Below are 15,859 nucleotides of genomic sequence, written 5' to 3'. Positions count from 1 at the left end.
ACGGCGCGAAACAAGCGCGCGCATCGTTCAACGCGTTTGTGTCGCCACGCGCAGGCCAAGCGAAATGAACAGCGCGCCGATGATCTTGTTCTGCCAGCGCGTCAACCAGGTCAGGCGCCTGACGAGTTTGCCCAGCGGACGAATGGTCAATACGATCAGCGTCGTATAAAGCGCACTCATGCCGACAAAGATTAGCCCGAGCGCGGTGAATTGCAGAAACGTGGAGCCGTGTTCGGGATGAACGAACTGCGGCAGGAACGCGAGAAAAAATAGCGCCGTTTTGGGATTCAGCACTTCGGCGGGAATGGCCTGAAAGAACGCCTTCGAGGCCGACACCGGCGCCACCGCCGGCATATGCGCACTCGCCTGCTTCTCGCGCAATGCACGAATGCCCAGATAGACGAGGTAGGCCGCGCCGACGAACTTCACCGCGTTGAAGGCGAGCGCGGAAGTCATCAGCAGCGCCGAGAGGCCGACCGATGCACCCAGCGCATGAATGAAATCACCCACCGCGATACCGAGGCCGGTGAGAATGCCGGCCTTGCGACCGCCATGCACGGTGCGCGTCAAAACCAGCAGCACGGCAGGACCCGGAATCAGAAAGAGCCCGAGTACGACGGCAACGAAAGCCCCCAACGTGGATAGGTCAAGCATGCTGTCTCCTTGATGACGCGCTGATTGTCGCGGACGAGCGCGTGGCGTTCAGCGAAAGATTGTAGACGAATGAGTGCAAATCGATTGACGCGCGGCGCGGAGGCGGCAGACCACGGCGACAATGACCGTGCTCTACGCGCGAATGCGTGGCAGGCCGAATCCGTTCGCAGCGGCCGATCCGTTACCATGGCGGACACGGCGCCGCGTGCGGCCCGCATTTTTTCATCCACCGAAGTCTTTGCCTTGCCCACTTATACCTTGCCCGCGGCGCTGAGCGCGGAACTCGAGATTCGCAAGAGTCGATTTATTGCGTATGCGATACCGGTCGCCGACCGCGACGCCGCGATGGCCGAGTTGCGGCGTCTGCGCGACGAGCATCCCGCCGCGACGCACGTCTGCTGGGCGTTGCTGGCAGGCGGCCAGTCCGGCATGTCCGACGACGGCGAGCCCTCCGGCACCGCCGGCCGGCCGATTCTGGAAGTCTTGCGGCATCACGATCTGGACGGCGTGCTGGCCGCCGTCGTGCGCTACTACGGCGGCGTGAAACTCGGCGCCGGCGGGCTCGTGCGCGCGTACACCGATGCGATTGCTTCGGCTTTACTGGATGCACCGCGCGTTGAGCGGATCGCGCAGGTTTCGCTGACCGTCGAAGTCAGCTACGCCGACGAGGCGAAAGTGCGCCGATGGATCGATGCCGAAGGCTATACGCTTGTGGACAGCGCTTACGCGATGCTCGTGAAGATGACGATCCGTCTGCCCATCACCGCGGTGGATGACGCTCAGCGAGCGTTGGTGGATATGACGCAGGGGAAAGCCGGGTTCTTCTGACGGCTCGGCGTGACACGCCCTCTGTTGCGTGCGAGTTCACGAGAAGTCGACATAGAAAATAGCATCATCAAGTCCCAAGACTTTGCCTGGCTGAAATGCGAACGGGTTGATCTGATAGCAATCGACGCTTCCACCCATTTGTTTTGCCATACTTAGTAATATTGAAACCTCGCGTTAAGTACGGGCACGCACCAACCGAACCGCAAATCGACAATGGGCGTGCGCGCCGCAATCTCTGCGCTATTGCACGCTCAAGCGTCGCCATCAGCGATTGCGAGCATGCCATGTGCGTGACTGACGCGAAGGGTTGTCACACGCGACTGTTATTGTCGTGAGATAACGATTACCGCATCGATCTGACCGGTCCCAGGACGCGCGCGTAACAGTGATCCTCTATTGACACGGTGTTTATCGCAGCGCCTGCTGGTTATGATGAGCACGTCCGCTTGAAACCAGCGTGAATCCGGGTCACGATGTCATTAAGAGATGTACGGAGCCGGGCCGCTGTTACCATGTCGTTTATTCCCCGGAATGACTCAATTTAAAAGGGTAACTCCTCTGACTTCGACCGCCGCTTTTTCCAGCACAGCGCCTGAGTCGCCGCGCCGGAGCGCGTCTGCGCCGCCATCGCTCAGTCACACGCACTCCCCCTTGACGACAACCGTGCTCAAGGGTTGCGGCACGATCGCGCTGCCGTTGATGCTGTCCGCCTGCTCCTGGTCGTGGTTTGGCCTGAATAGCACGCCGCGCGCGGCGGCGCATCCAACCGGCTGGCTTAGCGTCGCCCCTGCCCGTGACTTCCCCTATATGCCGGCCCGCAATGGAGAGGTCTCGCCGAACCGCATCGAAAACACGGCAATGACGGGCATCGTGCTCAAAGACGATATCAATGAAACCGTGCGCGACGGCATTGTGAACCGCCTGAAAATCGCCGGTTTTCATCTCGACGCAGGCAAACGGGTTCTCAGCGGCAGCATCGAGAAATTCTCAGTGGACGACACGCGGTCGCCGGCGTTCTGGACGCTCAAGATGCGCTATGTGGTGACCGATGCCACGACTCAGAAGGTGGTGTTTTCCACCACCAAGACGGTCAAGCAAAAATCGCCCAAGTTCACCAGCAACACCATCGCCATCGAAGACACGGTCAGGCTGAACGTCGACGCGTTGATCGGCGATCCGGGGTTTGTCAAAGCGGTGAATTGAGGGCGCCGGCAGCGTGAGTTAGAACCGGTTTCGCTACAATAGGCCAGAGGGTATCGCGCGGGCTGCCGTTGCGCCGTGCGATGGATCCCCAACGTCCGTTCACCGTGCGAGCCGTCATGTCCATTACCGCCTGGCTGTTTTTTCTACCCGCCTGTTTCGCGATCAATCTGGCGCCCGGCCCCAATAATCTGTTGTCGATCAATGTGGCGGCGCGTCATGGCTTCATGACCGCGTTCGTCGGCGGCACGGGCCGCCTCGTCGCTTTCGCCTTGATGCTCGTGCTTGCCGCAACGGGGCTTGCGGTTGTGTTGCACGCTTCGGAGTGGTTCTTTCTGGCCATCAAACTGGCCGGCGCTGCTTATCTGATCTGGCTCGCCATCCAGCTGTGGCGCAGCGACGCGCCGACCATCGACACGACGCAACAGGACGATGCCTCGCTTGCACGGGTCGCGCGCCGGGAGTTCCTCGTGGCCGCCGGGAACCCGAAAGCCATTTTGGTGTTCACCGCGTTTTTGCCGCAGTTCGTCGATATCGCCAAGCCCATGCTGCCGCAGTTCGCGGTGCTGGGCATCAGTTTTCTGGTGCTGGAATGGTTTGCTATCGCATTGTATTCGTGGGCGGGGATGTATCTCGGGAAATGGTTGGTCCGTGCGACGGTGCGGCGATGGTTTAATCGGTGTTGTGGGGGTTTTCTGGCAGCGATTGGGGTGGGTTTTTTGATGGTGAGGAGGGGGTGAGGGTATTCCAGGCACGGCGCCAGGCTTTCGCATCCCTCGCTCCTTCACTTCACACGAACACGCGAACGTCGATTGTCACAACATTACTGCTGACCAATTGTTACCGGCCCGAATAGCAAAGTGAGTTCATCGAGGCTCTGGAACGGTGACAGCAAATAAATTCCCATCTTCAGATAGGCGTCGTTATCGCCCGTATATGCGTTCGGTACGCCTTGGGTCGCAAAGACAGCAACGCCGTCCTTCCACAACTGCGTTGAGGCATGGGCGCCGTTTGAATCGGGAACATAACGCAGAGCCCAGTTGACCCATTTCCCACGATCCTGCGTTGCACAGCAGATTTGCTTACTATAAGCCCCGTGACTCCCACCGCGCACTGAAACAACATACGTGCTGCCATTCAGGTCCAGTTCCATTGCTGGAGACCCGGCCGAAGGCCCCTGGTGAATCTGTGTGATCACCATTAGAAGGTTAGGATCGAACAAATAGCTCGGCGGTATGTAGGTACTCCACTGCACCAGATAGTCCTTTCCTTGGACAAACTTCAAGTCACCCTTGAATACCATTTCAGCTCGGGGCGAACCATTTGCCACTTGCGAGTAATTCTGGTCACTGCGAATGTACACCTTAACAGCCTTCCGTCCTTGCACGACAGGATCGTCAACGATCGTCACGTTATCCGCAGATGGGCTTTGAATGCCGTATAACGAATCGAACCCGTCTTGCCAGTTCCAACGATTGATCGTCGTAAACGTGCTGGCTAATGCTGAAGTCGACGGATCCGTCCATCGCATCGAGAATTCCTGAGCATGCGTCGGCCCGCTACAAGCAAAGACAGAGGCCCACAGAAATGGCTTCAGACGTTTCATTAGACTCCTTGGTACGTGAAAAGCTTCGTCGAGGGGCGAGCCTCGCGTTGGGCTATGCAATGCTATTTAACGTGTCCTCCGGCCGTGCGATTGAGAACCAAAGCCAGCCTCGTCTTTAGCAACATCAACGTGAAGAGCGCGTTCGTTACAAAGTAGCGCTTCCACATCCGTCGCGGTTCCTGCGCAACGCGAAAGGCCCATTCGAGCCCGCTGCATTGCATCCAGCGTGGCGCACGGCGCACCCTTCCAGCCACGACGTCGAACGTTCCACCCACGCCCATGACGAAATCGACACCCAGATAGCCCTTCCATCGATCTATAAAATTCTCCTTCTTCGGCGATGTGATTGCGACGAAGAGCAACCTTGCCCCTGATTGACGGATCATCTCAACTACACGTTTTTCATCGTCCCAGAAGTAGCCGTGGTGATAACCGGCGATCCGCAGTCCGGGATACCGCTCCGACACGACAACCGCAGTCCGTGCCACCACCGCTTCGGTCGCGCCGAGCAGAAACACCGATAGATCCTTTCGTGCCGCCATTTCCAGCAACCGTTCGAATAGATCGACTCCCGCTACACGTTCCGGTACAGGAACTCCTAACAATCGTGCCCCCCAAACGACGCCCATTCCATCAATATTAATGAGGTCGCATGCGCGAACAGAGGCGGCCAGTTCAGCATCCCTCTGCATGTGGACAAGTTTTGCCACATTGACGACGACATGTTGAGTGAACTGTCCTCGCTCGAGCCGGGAGCAGATCAATTCGACCGCCTCATCCATCGTGCCCACATCCATGGGGCAAGAAAATAGCTCAATACGTTTCATAACGAGTTCCCAATCCTTTTCGTCCGTGCGACTCAGTTGAGCGCATGCATGGAACAGCGCCGCTTAGGCTCGTTGTAGACGCCCCTGTCGGCTCGGGATTCAATACCTTTCTAATGGAATCAAAAGTCATTCATTTAATCGCCACAGAACGTAAAGACGATCGACAGACAAACGCTTTTATCGCACAACAATTCTTCGCACGGGTGGTGCTGGCCCGCATGGTCATTGCATCGCTTTCTCGTAGACCGAATCCAGACGGCTTGCCATACGTTGAATTGTGAATTGGCCAAGGAAACGCCGTCTTGCCGATGCACCAAGGCGCTGACGCATGGCGCCATCGCTCAGAAGATACGAAATAGCGTCGCGCAAACATTCGACTTCACCTGGCTCGACAAGCAACCCTTCTTGTCCTTGTCTAACCGCATCGATCACACCTGGAATCCGGCAGGACACCACAGCGATACCGAACGCCATGGCTTCGAGAATCGCAACGGAGAATCCCTCGCTCCTTGAGGGAAGCACAAATATGCCTGTATTTCTCAACAAACGACTCTTCTCGTCGCCGTCAACCCATCCTAGATAAGTCACACGTTCGTTGAGCCCAGATCGACCCACCCAATCGCGGAAGACTCCCTCATCTCCGGAACCGCCCACGACCAGCTTATATGCCGGAGTGGTCGGTGGCAGCAACGCTAGTGCCTCCAGCAGCGTGAAAATCCCTTTAGCCTCGCACAGTTTTCCGAGGAAAGTTATCGTGATTGCGGGCGACGATGCTGGGAGATTCGAGCTTTCGACCAGTGGATCATCGATGCCGTTGTAGACAAGTTGGCATTTGTCTGCCATCGCCAGCTTCATTGCAATGAACTGCTCTCGTGCGTGCGTCGACAGACAAATGACTGACGTGGCATCTCTCAGCACCAAGCGGACAATGACGCGGGCAGGCCAAGGTAACCCTTTGTAATACGCTGCGAAAGCGCCGTTGTGAATATGCATTACATATTTTTTTCTCAGCACGATGCACGTAAGTGCAAAAATCGCTTTCCTCAACAACGACCCTCTCGTTGCAGAGTGGATATGAACAAGATTTACTCTGCCACGTAACGACAGCAAGATCAGCCTACACCACGCCGCGATAAAGGTCAGAATTCCACTGCGACCAGCGTCCGCGCAGCTAGCGATGAAAATCAAACGGTATCCCAGTTGTTCAAATCCACGTTGATACGATGCATAGCTCGCGAGAACCGATGCAATTCCGCCTTGGGCAGACATGCTTGGGCCAAGCTGTATGATCGAGCGTTGCGTACTTCGATTCGACAAATCTTTCATTTGGAACTTCACCGTTTACTCAGGATGGGGGCGTCATAATGAGCATCGCCCCATCAAGGCCTGCGATTGAAAACAGAAGAATTACACTCTGGTAGGGTGCTTTATCGACTGATATGCGGGCCGCTCATCAGGATGTCGAGGCAAGAGGAATTGGCCCCGGACACACCACAGTCCGACCATCAGAAGATACAGAGCCGAAGTCTTGGTCGCCAACGAGTTGTTCGTCAGTGCTGTGCACGTAAACACAAATAGAACGGCCAGCAGGTGGCGCCGACCCGCGGAGGAGACTTCCGAAAAGAACGCTTTACATGTTCGATACACGAAATAGAACATGACTGCGGCCATAATTCCACCAAACATGAGAACGTAGTCCACGGCGAAATTCTCGACCACTCCCACTTTTTCCTGTTCCATCAAACGGGAAATTTCGTTTGGATCAATGCCAGCCAGAAGCCGCGACCAGTCCAGGTGATTCAGGACATCGATCGACTGTACGCGCACCTGAGAGCTATCGTCATAAGCACCAACCTGCATAATCCGGTCTCCCACCACTCCAGAGAAGAGCAGCCAAGCCAGACTAACGATGCACAGTGCGCCCCCCGCTATCAGTACGATGACTCGCTGCGCTGACCTCAATCCAAAACGGACGAAGGTAATGGTATTGACAAGCAGATACGCTGCCAGCGCGCCGCGACCGCCAAACGCCACGAGCGCACAGACCGTCAGAAAGAAAATCGAAACGGACACCCACCGCCGCACACATGCCTGCGTAGCGGTCGCCACTGTTACCAGAATAAGCGCGTTATTCAACGGATGTCCGTGTAGGGCGGTCGCGCGAAAGTACTGTCCATACCAGGTATCGATCGGTATAAGGTTGACGTGCGCTATAACTTCGATCAGGGCCAAAAGACATTCGGTAAGCAGAAATAGCATGCAGGCTATGGACAACTGCCTAGTAATACCGGCCTGCAAAAAAGGGAAAATGGCCGTCACGAGAAATGCCGCAAAAATCGTGTCAACGGCGAATCCCAATGCCTGCCCGCTGCCTGTCGCCGCCTTCAGCATCAGAATGAGAAACGTGACCGCGGCTCCCACTATTGCCGTACGAAACTGCCTGACGGCCCAGCAACCCTTGAATGATCGCGACCCACATGCCAGCAAAACCAACGCAATAGTCGTGAGAATCGTATAAGGGTGAAGTTTTAGGCCGCCTCCCGACGAATCAGTCGAGTAGTTCAGGCCCAAACTATTTAGCGTAGAACCACTCAAAAAAAGGGCGCACATTACTGCGAGCACGGCGAAACGTGTAGCCAACGCGGACCGTTCAATCGTCATCACGCAAGCCCCATCACCTTCGCGTATTGGGCACCGATCAAGTCAAGTGAGAAGTCCTGCGCTCGCCCAACTTGCCTGCCGGGATCGCTCGCCGCCTCCAGAGCATTTGTCATCGCTTCCGCTATCGCATTCACATCCTCAACCGGAACGAGCGTCCCATATGTTCCGTTGGCGAGAATCTCTGCCGGCCCTGGGCAGTCGGTTGACACAATCTTCAGCCCAAAAGACATGGCCTCGACCAACACATTTCCAAACCCCTCCGCGCGCGAAGTCAGAACAAAAAGGTCGGCACGACGATACTCGTCTGCAATGGCTCGCGTGAACCCCGGCAAGGTCACTTTGTCCGTCAGGCCGAGCCGCGCAATCTGTGCTTCCAATTCATTCCGCCCTGGACCTTCCCCGACGATCACCAGTCGCGCGCGCGGCAGTTTCAGACTGACTGCGGCGAATGCGTCGATCAGCACGTCAAATCCCTTCTCGTGAACCAGTCGTCCAACGGCCAGCACCGTAAGAGACGATGTCGAGCAACGCCTAAGCATCCCGACAGCGTCCTGGATATAGCAAGGGTTGTGAATGACAACGACTTTTCCGGCGCCGACGCTACCCAGTCGCCGGCGCAAATCATTTGCGATTCCGCTCGATACTGCGACGATCACATCGCTGCGCGCATACAACCGCGTCAGCAAACCAAACTTGATTCGCTCCTTAATCCCGACTGGGCGGAAATTCTCATATGACTGATGCTCGCTAACAAGCAGTCGGACGCAACCCGTCCGCCCCACATTCGCGAGCAGCGATATCAGGTTCGCATACGGTAGAAGCGAGATGACCGCGTGAACTTCGGCGTTCTTCAGCAACGACCTGAACTCAGCGACACGTCGAAAATGCCCGTGGTGTCGAGCTACAATGACTTCAACACCTGCCGGCAGGTCGTATGCGATCCCATCGTCATGCACGAAGAAACCGACCGATTTTTTTTGCTCAACGAAGAAGCGCGCCACCTCGACGGCCACACGTTCCGCCCCTCCGCCCTTCAACGAGGGTATATGAAACAACACGTCGTACTGGCCTTTCAAGTCCGCCTCCATCCAGATGAACGGATCGCGCCGACGTTCGCCAAGTACATTCCGGTCACAAACACCAGGACAGCTCCTGTCGCTGATACGATCGCCGCGAACTTGGGATCGGCTGCAATATGCGTTCCGAAGCGGGTCAGCAATTCGCCGGCCAAACCGGAGACGACAGATACAGCAGCGAGCGCCCCGACACCGCCCGACAGGTGTCTCAAGTTGACGAACGAGCGCGCAAAAATTGCACTCGCAAGCAGAGACAAGGCGTTCGCCACAAACAATCCGCAGAGCAATCCCTCAACGCCACCCAGCCTCGCGCCTGTGTAGAGCGCGACCACGGCGACAACAAGCGTGGCGATATTAATTGCCATCAACATGCGCGTCCGCGAAAACAGGTGATATGCCTGATCAAAAAAGTGTGCCCGGAATGCCCCAACGATTGCGATAAGAAGGAGAGGCAACACATAGGGCTCGGCAGCATTTCCGATCGCTACTCCGAGTAGCACCGGCAGCAGCGCGACACGTGCGCAATACATCACTGTGCCGATCGCAAAAACGCCTGACAACATCAGTAGCCCAGTCTGTGCGTGCAAGCGTCTGTATTCATGCTCCGGGCGAGTTTCCTTTTCCCGAAGCAGCCATGGATAGACAGGCGTCACCACCAACAGGCAGGCCGCGGAGACCATATTCGTAATCAACGCCGTTGCCGCCGCATAGGCACCGACGACGGAGGCCGGAGCGAACAATGCGAGGATGGGACGATCGAGCCTTGTCAATGCGGTGACTGAAACAAAAACGGGAACCAGGGGCAGTCCGTATCGCAGCATCGTACGAAAATGTTCGCGGCTGAATTTCCCTCCCCTCACGGTCGCCGCTTCTCGCCATACACATACGATGCCCGACAGTGCAAATACAGCCGCCGACACGATTAGCACGGAAGTAATAGATTGGGTCGATCGATAGGCAATCACACCTGCGACTGAACTACCGACGGTTAGAAGCAGCGCTCCGGCCGCATAGCGCAGGCTGGCTCCTGATGCCCGAGCAATTTCCTGGGCGTATAGCGCCGCGCTCTTCGCAATTCCCATTACGATTACAGTAGGCCACTCGATTGTTGAAACCTTGCCGCTGGCTATCTGGAAAACACCAGACACGAGGACCACCGCACAAGCCAAGGCAAGCCAAGTCAAATGGTAAGTAGTCAAATACGATGCAATGCCTGCCCTTTCACTCTCAGCCCAGAACCTCACAATGGCAAGTCTGTGCCACTGGAACAGCACGGCCTGCAATGCTTCGACCAGAGCAAGATCGACCGCAAGACGCCCATAATCGGTTGGGCCGAGCATATGGGCGTACATCACGAGCGAGAGTACGCTGCCGACCAGCGAGGTGGCGTAACCCACGACTAAACCAAGCTCTCGCCTAGCCATGTGACAGCAACCCTCGCGTGTCGATCACCACTTTCGCCTGCAGTCTCACTGGATCGACACGCTTGAACTGGGCATGGTCGACGAGAATCACTACGACGTCCGCCTCCGCAAGCGCCTCGTTCAGTTCACGAAGCCTGACCATGCCTTCAAGCGTCTCCGGCAACCTCCTGATATTCGGTTCGACTGCCACCACTTGCCCCGCAAAACGCTCGGCCAGCTCGCGCACAATCTCAAGTGCCGGACTCTCTCGCAGATCGTCGATATTCGCCTTGAATGCGAGACCGAGACACGCGACTACCGGATCCTTAAAACGCTTCGCCGCACGTTCAACCCGCTCGACCACATGACGCGGCTTGTCGTCGTTCACCGTTCTCGCAGTCCGAATCAGCCGAGCCAACTCAGGCGCGGAATCGACGATGAACCATGGGTCCACGGCGATGCAATGACCGCCGACACCTGGACCTGGCTGCAAGATGCTCACGCGTGGATGACGGTTAGCAAGACGGATCAGCTCCCACACGTTGATATCCAACTCATCGCAAATCAACGACAGTTCGTTCGCGAACGCAATGTTCACGTCACGGAACGAATTCTCCGTAAGTTTGCACATCTCGGCCGTGCGGGCATCGGTCAGAATGCATTCACCGCGGACGAAGCTCTGATACAAGTCGCGCGCCAGTTCGCCACACCGAGGCGTCATACCGCCAATTACACGGTCATTTTCGACCAGCTCGCGAATCACATGTCCCGGCAGCACGCGCTCGGGACAATGTGCAATACGCACATCAGAGTTTTCTCCCATCTGCTGCGGGAAGGTCAGATCAGGCCGTAGCTCCGCCATCCACGCCGCCATCTGCTCCGTCGCGCCCACCGGCGAGGTTGATTCGAGAACGACCAGGTCCCCCCGCTTTAGCACTGGAGCAACGGCTCGACTCGCGGCCTCGATATAACTCAGATCCGGCTTGAAGCCATCCGAAAACGGCGTTGGCACCGCGATCAAAAACGCGTCCGCAGGCTCCGGCACTGTCGTCGCGCGGAGATAGCCTTGCGTCACGGCCGCGTGAACGAGCATGTCGAGCTCCGGCTCCACGATGTGAATTGCACCCTTGTTAATCGTGTCAACGGCATACTGATTCACATCCACACCAATCACATGCTTCCGGCGCGCCGCAAATGCGGCGGCCGTCGGCAAGCCGATATAGCCAAGTCCAACTACCGAAACGGTCAGAAATTCCATTGTCTTTTATTGAAGAGATTCCAGTTATTCTTAAACCGCGAAGGTCGCCAGCGTGTGATTTGCTGTCACAGCCCCCACAATGCGTTCACAGGCCGTCCCGTCGCCATATGGACTGCCCCTCCGCCTCATTGCTGCGTACGTGTCAGCCTCGTCTAACAGTTGCGATTCAATTCCGGCCGACTCTTTTAGACGTTTGACAAGCGACGCCAGCTTGATGGCTTCAGGACGCGTCCCGAAGGTGAGCAGTATTCGTTTGTTCATACTGCCGGCCATGTACTCAAGGTAGCGGACTCGCGGAGATGCATTACATCGCCCGCGCACGGCCGCCCCAAGATCGCATCTTCAGGAATCACGACTTCCCTCCCTGCTTTCGTACTCCGAGAATGCGCCGTAAGTACTCATCCGCTGCGGCACATCGGTCAGGAGAATTCCGTTGACAGGCACGCCGGCGCTGTTCAACTGGCGCGTTGTCTCACTCAATTCCGCCGCTGAATGACGGCCGTATCGCATGACGAGCAATGTCGCTCCAGCGTGCTTGCCGATCAGCACCGGGTCAGTAACGGCTAGAACCGGCGGCGAGTCGACGATGACTATGTCGTATTCCTTGCCGAACGCTGCCATGACCTTGCCAAAGCGCTCGCGCATCAACAGCTCAGCCGGACTCGACGGAACGGACCCACTCGTGAGTACGTCGAGGCCAGGCAGAACTGCGTGGTGAATCGCCTCCTCCGGATCGATACCTTCGATCACTTCTCGAAGCCCGGGCTTGCGAGGCAGTTCAAAATAGGAGTGAACATTTCCGCGTCTCATGTCGGCATCGACAATCAGTACCCGCTTACCCGTGGTGGCGAGCACCGCCGCAAGATTCACAGAAAGGAACGACTTGCCGACGCCGGGTCGTGGTCCCGTCAGCATCACAATGTTGTTGTCCGGTTTGACGATTCCGAACTGCAGGGCTGTTCTCAGGCTGCGGATCCCCTCCACAGCTATATCTTCCGGAAAGGCGACCGCAAGCACGCGGAGGCCAGACCCACCTCCACGTGGTGACTGCAACTGCGCCTGCCGGGTGCTGCGCGAAATGATTGCGTACACGGGTATGTCCACCGCGCGCTCAATTTCCGCCGGACTCTCGAGACCATGATTTAGTGCGCGCCGTACGAACGCGATCGTGCCTCCCAACAAGAGACCGAATAGGACGGACGCAGCAATCACCAGTAATTTCTTGGGCTTGACCGGCTTCTCTGCAACAACGGCATAGTCCACCGTACGCACGTTGCCCAATTGACCCGCTTTCAATACACGCAATTGCTCGGTGCTATCGAGCAACTTCGTGTACAAATCCGTGTTGACCTGCACGTCGCGCATTAGCCTTAGCGCCTGCTGCTGAATATCAGGCAATGCCGCCACTTTGTGGTCGAATGTGCGCTGTTGGGCTTGAAGCTCGCTTATTTGCGCATCAATCGCAACAACGGATGGGTGCTCTACTGTGAAATGCTGAAGAAGCTGAGAGCGCTGCTGTTGCAAATCAAGCAATTTCGCCTTGTTGTCGACGATAGACTGCAACAAGAGCTTACTTTCAGCCTCCAGATCGACAGTGCCATGTTGAGCACGGAAGGCGTTATAGCGCTGTTCGGCCGTGTCAAGGTCCTGCCTCAGTTCCGGAAGCTGCTGGCCGAGGAATTCGAGCATCTGCTCCGCTTGTGCGGATTTGCGGGCCACGTTGCGCTGAACATAGATGCGGGCCACAGAATTGACCGTCGCAGCGGTGCGCGCCGCATCCGTCCCATCAAGGGTGACCGAAATGATGCCGGACTGTTTGACCTTCTCCTTGATATCGAGAGACTTTTGCAGATTTTCGATGGTCAGTTGGGTGGACGATCGCGAGAGATCGAACGCCGTGCCGGCGTGAGCGACCATGCGGACGACCATCAGTTCTACAGGCCCATACTGGGTCACGCAGCGCGCGCGGTTGCCGACTCGACCGTGAAGCACCGAGCGACCGTCGGGATCGCGAAGTTCAAAGTTCTGATTCGCCTCTGCGACAACAGTAAAACGCCGGCCGTATAGTGTGCGTGGCACATCGAATTGACTCAGGTCCAGCTCTTCGCCGCCCCAGGCAAATCCGCTTAGACCCATTACCGGAGCTGCCAGACCGTCCGCTGGCACGTGTTTCGCAATAGGCTCTCCAATCACCGGGAAATAGCGGGGCTTAACATCAACATCGAGATGCAAGCCCTTCACCGTCTCGTTGACCACCATCCGGGACCGGATGAGTTCGATCTCCGCATCGGCCGTCGCCTTATTCTGGAAGAGTGCAGCCAGGTCACCCAGCTTGTCATTGATATTCCCGCTGCCGGAATCATCATCTACCTGAATCAAGGCGTCCGCTCTATAGACGGGCGTTCCGAGGAATGCGTACGCCACGCCGAGAATCAACATTCCAGCCGTGACGAGCACGATCAAAAGCCGGTTTTCGCGGATAACCGCGATGATTTCCGACAGGTCAATATTGTCGTCAGCCGACATGTCTGCCGCGCGACTCTGTTTAAGCATATTCATCATTCAGACAGCCAACTTTGCAATAGCGTCGCGCCAATTCGAAACGCTCTGCTCGATTTGTGCAAATGCCAGTTCAAACGCGGCGCGGTGCCGCTGATACGGGTCAACGATGTCGATACGGTCGTATGCCCCGATACGAAACACTTTTCCTCGTGCGAACGGATAGGTCGCGACGATCAATGCCTGCTGCGTCTGGGTCATGCTCAGGATCAATTCGGCGCCGAGCACATGTTCATGATTCAATGCAGTCGCCACATGCCCACTAATATCCATCCCATGCTCACGCGCAACCTGGATCGCCATCGGATCCGCATGCCGGCCAACGAGCGCTCGCGTACCTGCCGAACTCACTGACACGAGTGGCAGCGCCCGCTCGAGAAGCGCCCGCGCCACCGGACTCCTGCAGATATTCCCCTCACACACCATCAAAACCCGGGTCATTTCGCAATCACCCCCGCAGTCAAGCCCGTGCTGATCAACGGCATCAACAAACTCAGCACACGATTGAAGCGAACGAGACCGCTACCATCCACATACACCACGTCCTTCGGTTGCAGCTCGAAATCCTTGGCGAGCAGCATCGCGACCGGTGAATGGCCGTCGAGGTGAAACACTTGCGGCGTGCCCGCCAGCGAACCGCGGATCACGAACATCTGAGCGGCGTCGGCGGTCGAAGCATTCACGCTGCCGGCCTGCGCAAGAGCGTCGGCCAGCGTCATGCGCCCCGTTCGACGCGGAATCGCAGAGACCGGTTTGTTCACTTCGCCCATCACATACGCGTCGTTTTCGTCACGCGACACGACGCGCAGCAGGTCGCCTGGTTTCAGATAGAGGCGCGACGGGCTCAATCCTTGAGCAAGCATCTGGGTCAGGTTCACGCGATAAGACCGTTCGCTGCGAACCAGAACGAGGTCGCTCTGGTCGGCCGCTTCACTGAATCCACCTGCGCGGCCCACTGCTTCGTAAAGCGACATGGGCACGTCGTTGACCGCCAATGTGCCGGGGCTACGCACCTCTCCATCCACGTACACCTGGTGCGCCCGATACGACGCCATCCGCACGGTCACTTGCGGTTTGACCAGGTACTTGCCGAGCGCGCTGCTCAACCGTTGCTGTATCTCTTCGGTGCGCAGGCCGGCCACTTGCAGGGTGCCTGCGTACGGAAATGTCAGGCCGCCGTTCTGATCGACGACAAATCCAGCGAGCGGATCACCCGGCCGCGACGAAGATTGCGTTTGTGCCGACCCAAGTGCCGCCGCGAATTCCGGATGATCCCAGACGACAATTTGCAGCACATCGCCCGGCCCGACCGTGTATGCCAACGGCGCTCCAGAGAGCAATTGCGACAGTTCGATCTGCTGCTGTTTCCGGCTTTGAGCCAGTTGCGAGATCAACTCCGCGTCGACCTCCGTGATGGCGATGTCCGGTGTGCCCGCCGTTGCATCGGCCTTTTCGCTTGCCGCGCCTTCGCTGGCTTCTCCAACCACGCTCGACGTATTGGACCCACCCGACTTGTCCTGCACGCGAGACGTTTCCATCCGCATACCTGGCGCCACTGCACATCCACCGGTCAGCAGGATTACCGCTGCCATCAAAACCCCAAGCCTGAACGCCGGCCGGGTTGAAAATACCGCTAACATCTTGTTCAACCTATTCAAGAGAACGCGCCGAAGCCGCGTTCTCGCTGCCCGCTATTGGGCAGATTTCATTCATATTCCACTGGGATATGCGCCGTCTTCTACAATCGGCACGGCTTCATGATCAATCTGGTTTCAGATCGCGATGAA

Annotated in this window: 14 protein-coding genes; 3 read left to right on the top strand and 11 right to left on the bottom strand. The window is 57.1% G+C overall.

Going from position 1 to position 15,859, the window contains the following annotated elements; genetic code table 11:
• Positions 1-27: 27 nt before the first annotated feature.
• The gene (locus tag P0D71_RS28090) at positions 28-654 is read right to left on the bottom strand and encodes a LysE family translocator (protein WP_408483142.1); all 627 of its coding nucleotides are present in this window, start codon (positions 652-654) and stop codon (positions 28-30) included.
• A 186-nt stretch (positions 655-840) separates the two neighbouring features.
• Between P0D71_RS28090 and P0D71_RS28085 the strand changes: the two genes are divergently transcribed.
• The 3 genes from P0D71_RS28085 to P0D71_RS28075 all read left to right on the top strand — a co-directional run bounded on the left by P0D71_RS28085 (position 841) and on the right by P0D71_RS28075 (position 3,422).
• The gene (locus P0D71_RS28085; protein ID WP_408483167.1) at positions 841-1,482 is read left to right on the top strand and encodes an IMPACT family protein; all 642 of its coding nucleotides are present in this window, start codon (positions 841-843) and stop codon (positions 1,480-1,482) included.
• Positions 1,483-2,181: 699 nt separating this feature from the next.
• Positions 2,182-2,685, top strand: coding sequence for a hypothetical protein (locus tag P0D71_RS28080; RefSeq protein WP_408483166.1), 504 nt, complete (start codon positions 2,182-2,184; stop codon positions 2,683-2,685).
• Positions 2,686-2,801: 116 nt separating this feature from the next.
• On the top strand, positions 2,802-3,422 hold the full coding sequence (locus P0D71_RS28075; protein ID WP_408182322.1) for a LysE family translocator: 621 nt from the start codon (positions 2,802-2,804) through the stop codon (positions 3,420-3,422).
• Positions 3,423-3,505: 83 nt separating this feature from the next.
• On the opposite strand, the gene P0D71_RS28070 is transcribed toward P0D71_RS28075, so the two are convergent.
• The 10 genes from P0D71_RS28070 to P0D71_RS28025 form a co-directional block, all read right to left on the bottom strand.
• Positions 3,506-4,288 carry a heparin lyase I family protein gene (locus P0D71_RS28070; protein ID WP_408483141.1) on the bottom strand — a complete coding sequence of 261 codons (783 nt, stop codon included), beginning with the start codon at positions 4,286-4,288 and terminating at the stop codon, positions 3,506-3,508.
• 62 nt (positions 4,289-4,350) lie between these two features.
• Positions 4,351-5,115 (bottom strand): WecB/TagA/CpsF family glycosyltransferase, encoded by a 765-nt coding sequence (locus P0D71_RS28065; protein WP_408182326.1) that lies wholly within the window; start codon positions 5,113-5,115, stop codon positions 4,351-4,353.
• 222 nt (positions 5,116-5,337) lie between these two features.
• On the bottom strand, positions 5,338-6,441 hold the full coding sequence (locus P0D71_RS28060; RefSeq protein WP_408483140.1) for a glycosyltransferase family 4 protein: 1,104 nt from the start codon (positions 6,439-6,441) through the stop codon (positions 5,338-5,340).
• An 81-nt stretch (positions 6,442-6,522) separates the two neighbouring features.
• Complete coding sequence (locus tag P0D71_RS28055) at positions 6,523-7,776, bottom strand: VpsF family polysaccharide biosynthesis protein (RefSeq protein ID WP_408483165.1); 1,254 nt, start codon at positions 7,774-7,776, stop codon at positions 6,523-6,525.
• A complete protein-coding gene (locus P0D71_RS28050) occupies positions 7,776-8,852 on the bottom strand; it encodes a glycosyltransferase (protein WP_408483139.1) in 1,077 nt (358 codons plus the stop codon). The genes P0D71_RS28055 and P0D71_RS28050 overlap by 1 nt, the downstream gene beginning before the upstream one ends.
• Positions 8,849-10,249, bottom strand: coding sequence for a lipopolysaccharide biosynthesis protein (locus P0D71_RS28045; protein ID WP_408182333.1), 1,401 nt, complete (start codon positions 10,247-10,249; stop codon positions 8,849-8,851). Before P0D71_RS28045 ends, P0D71_RS28050 begins: the two co-directional genes overlap by 4 nt.
• A 19-nt stretch (positions 10,250-10,268) precedes the next feature.
• Entirely contained in the window at positions 10,269-11,513 is a 1,245-nt protein-coding gene (wecC, locus tag P0D71_RS28040) for a UDP-N-acetyl-D-mannosamine dehydrogenase (RefSeq protein ID WP_408182335.1), read from the bottom strand.
• A 342-nt stretch (positions 11,514-11,855) separates the two neighbouring features.
• Positions 11,856-14,072: a polysaccharide biosynthesis tyrosine autokinase gene (locus P0D71_RS28035; RefSeq protein WP_408483164.1), complete on the bottom strand. Its 2,217-nt coding sequence runs from the start codon at positions 14,070-14,072 to the stop codon at positions 11,856-11,858.
• 3 nt (positions 14,073-14,075) lie between these two features.
• Positions 14,076-14,498 carry a low molecular weight protein-tyrosine-phosphatase gene (locus P0D71_RS28030; protein WP_408483163.1) on the bottom strand — a complete coding sequence of 141 codons (423 nt, stop codon included), beginning with the start codon at positions 14,496-14,498 and terminating at the stop codon, positions 14,076-14,078.
• Between the two features lie 11 nt (positions 14,499-14,509).
• The gene (locus P0D71_RS28025) at positions 14,510-15,712 is read right to left on the bottom strand and encodes a polysaccharide biosynthesis/export family protein (protein ID WP_459252302.1); all 1,203 of its coding nucleotides are present in this window, start codon (positions 15,710-15,712) and stop codon (positions 14,510-14,512) included.
• Positions 15,713-15,859: the final 147 nt, after the last annotated feature.

The sequence above is a fragment of the Paraburkholderia sp. RL17-383-BIF-A genome (genome assembly GCF_046028015.1).
Lineage (GTDB): Bacteria > Pseudomonadota > Gammaproteobacteria > Burkholderiales > Burkholderiaceae > Paraburkholderia.
Note: the sequence above shows the minus strand (reverse complement) of the source record. Positions and strands in the feature narration are given on the sequence as shown.

Bases quoted from the DNA above. Each gene is read 5' to 3' on its own strand.
- P0D71_RS28090 (WP_408483142.1), bottom strand. From the start codon at position 654: ATGCTTGACCTATCCACGTTGGGGGCTTTCGTTGCCGTCGTACTCGGG.
- P0D71_RS28085 (WP_408483167.1), top strand. From the start codon at position 841: ATGGCGGACACGGCGCCGCGTGCGGCCCGCATTTTTTCATCCACCGAA.
- P0D71_RS28080 (WP_408483166.1), top strand. From the start codon at position 2,182: ATGCTGTCCGCCTGCTCCTGGTCGTGGTTTGGCCTGAATAGCACGCCG.
- P0D71_RS28075 (WP_408182322.1), top strand. From the start codon at position 2,802: ATGTCCATTACCGCCTGGCTGTTTTTTCTACCCGCCTGTTTCGCGATC.
- P0D71_RS28070 (WP_408483141.1), bottom strand. From the start codon at position 4,288: ATGAAACGTCTGAAGCCATTTCTGTGGGCCTCTGTCTTTGCTTGTAGC.
- P0D71_RS28065 (WP_408182326.1), bottom strand. From the start codon at position 5,115: ATGAAACGTATTGAGCTATTTTCTTGCCCCATGGATGTGGGCACGATG.
- P0D71_RS28060 (WP_408483140.1), bottom strand. From the start codon at position 6,441: ATGAAAGATTTGTCGAATCGAAGTACGCAACGCTCGATCATACAGCTT.
- P0D71_RS28055 (WP_408483165.1), bottom strand. From the start codon at position 7,776: ATGACGATTGAACGGTCCGCGTTGGCTACACGTTTCGCCGTGCTCGCA.
- wecC (WP_408182335.1), bottom strand. From the start codon at position 11,513: ATGGAATTTCTGACCGTTTCGGTAGTTGGACTTGGCTATATCGGCTTG.
- P0D71_RS28035 (WP_408483164.1), bottom strand. From the start codon at position 14,072: ATGAATATGCTTAAACAGAGTCGCGCGGCAGACATGTCGGCTGACGAC.
- P0D71_RS28030 (WP_408483163.1), bottom strand. From the start codon at position 14,498: ATGGTGTGTGAGGGGAATATCTGCAGGAGTCCGGTGGCGCGGGCGCTT.
- P0D71_RS28025 (WP_459252302.1), bottom strand. From the start codon at position 15,712: ATGTTAGCGGTATTTTCAACCCGGCCGGCGTTCAGGCTTGGGGTTTTG.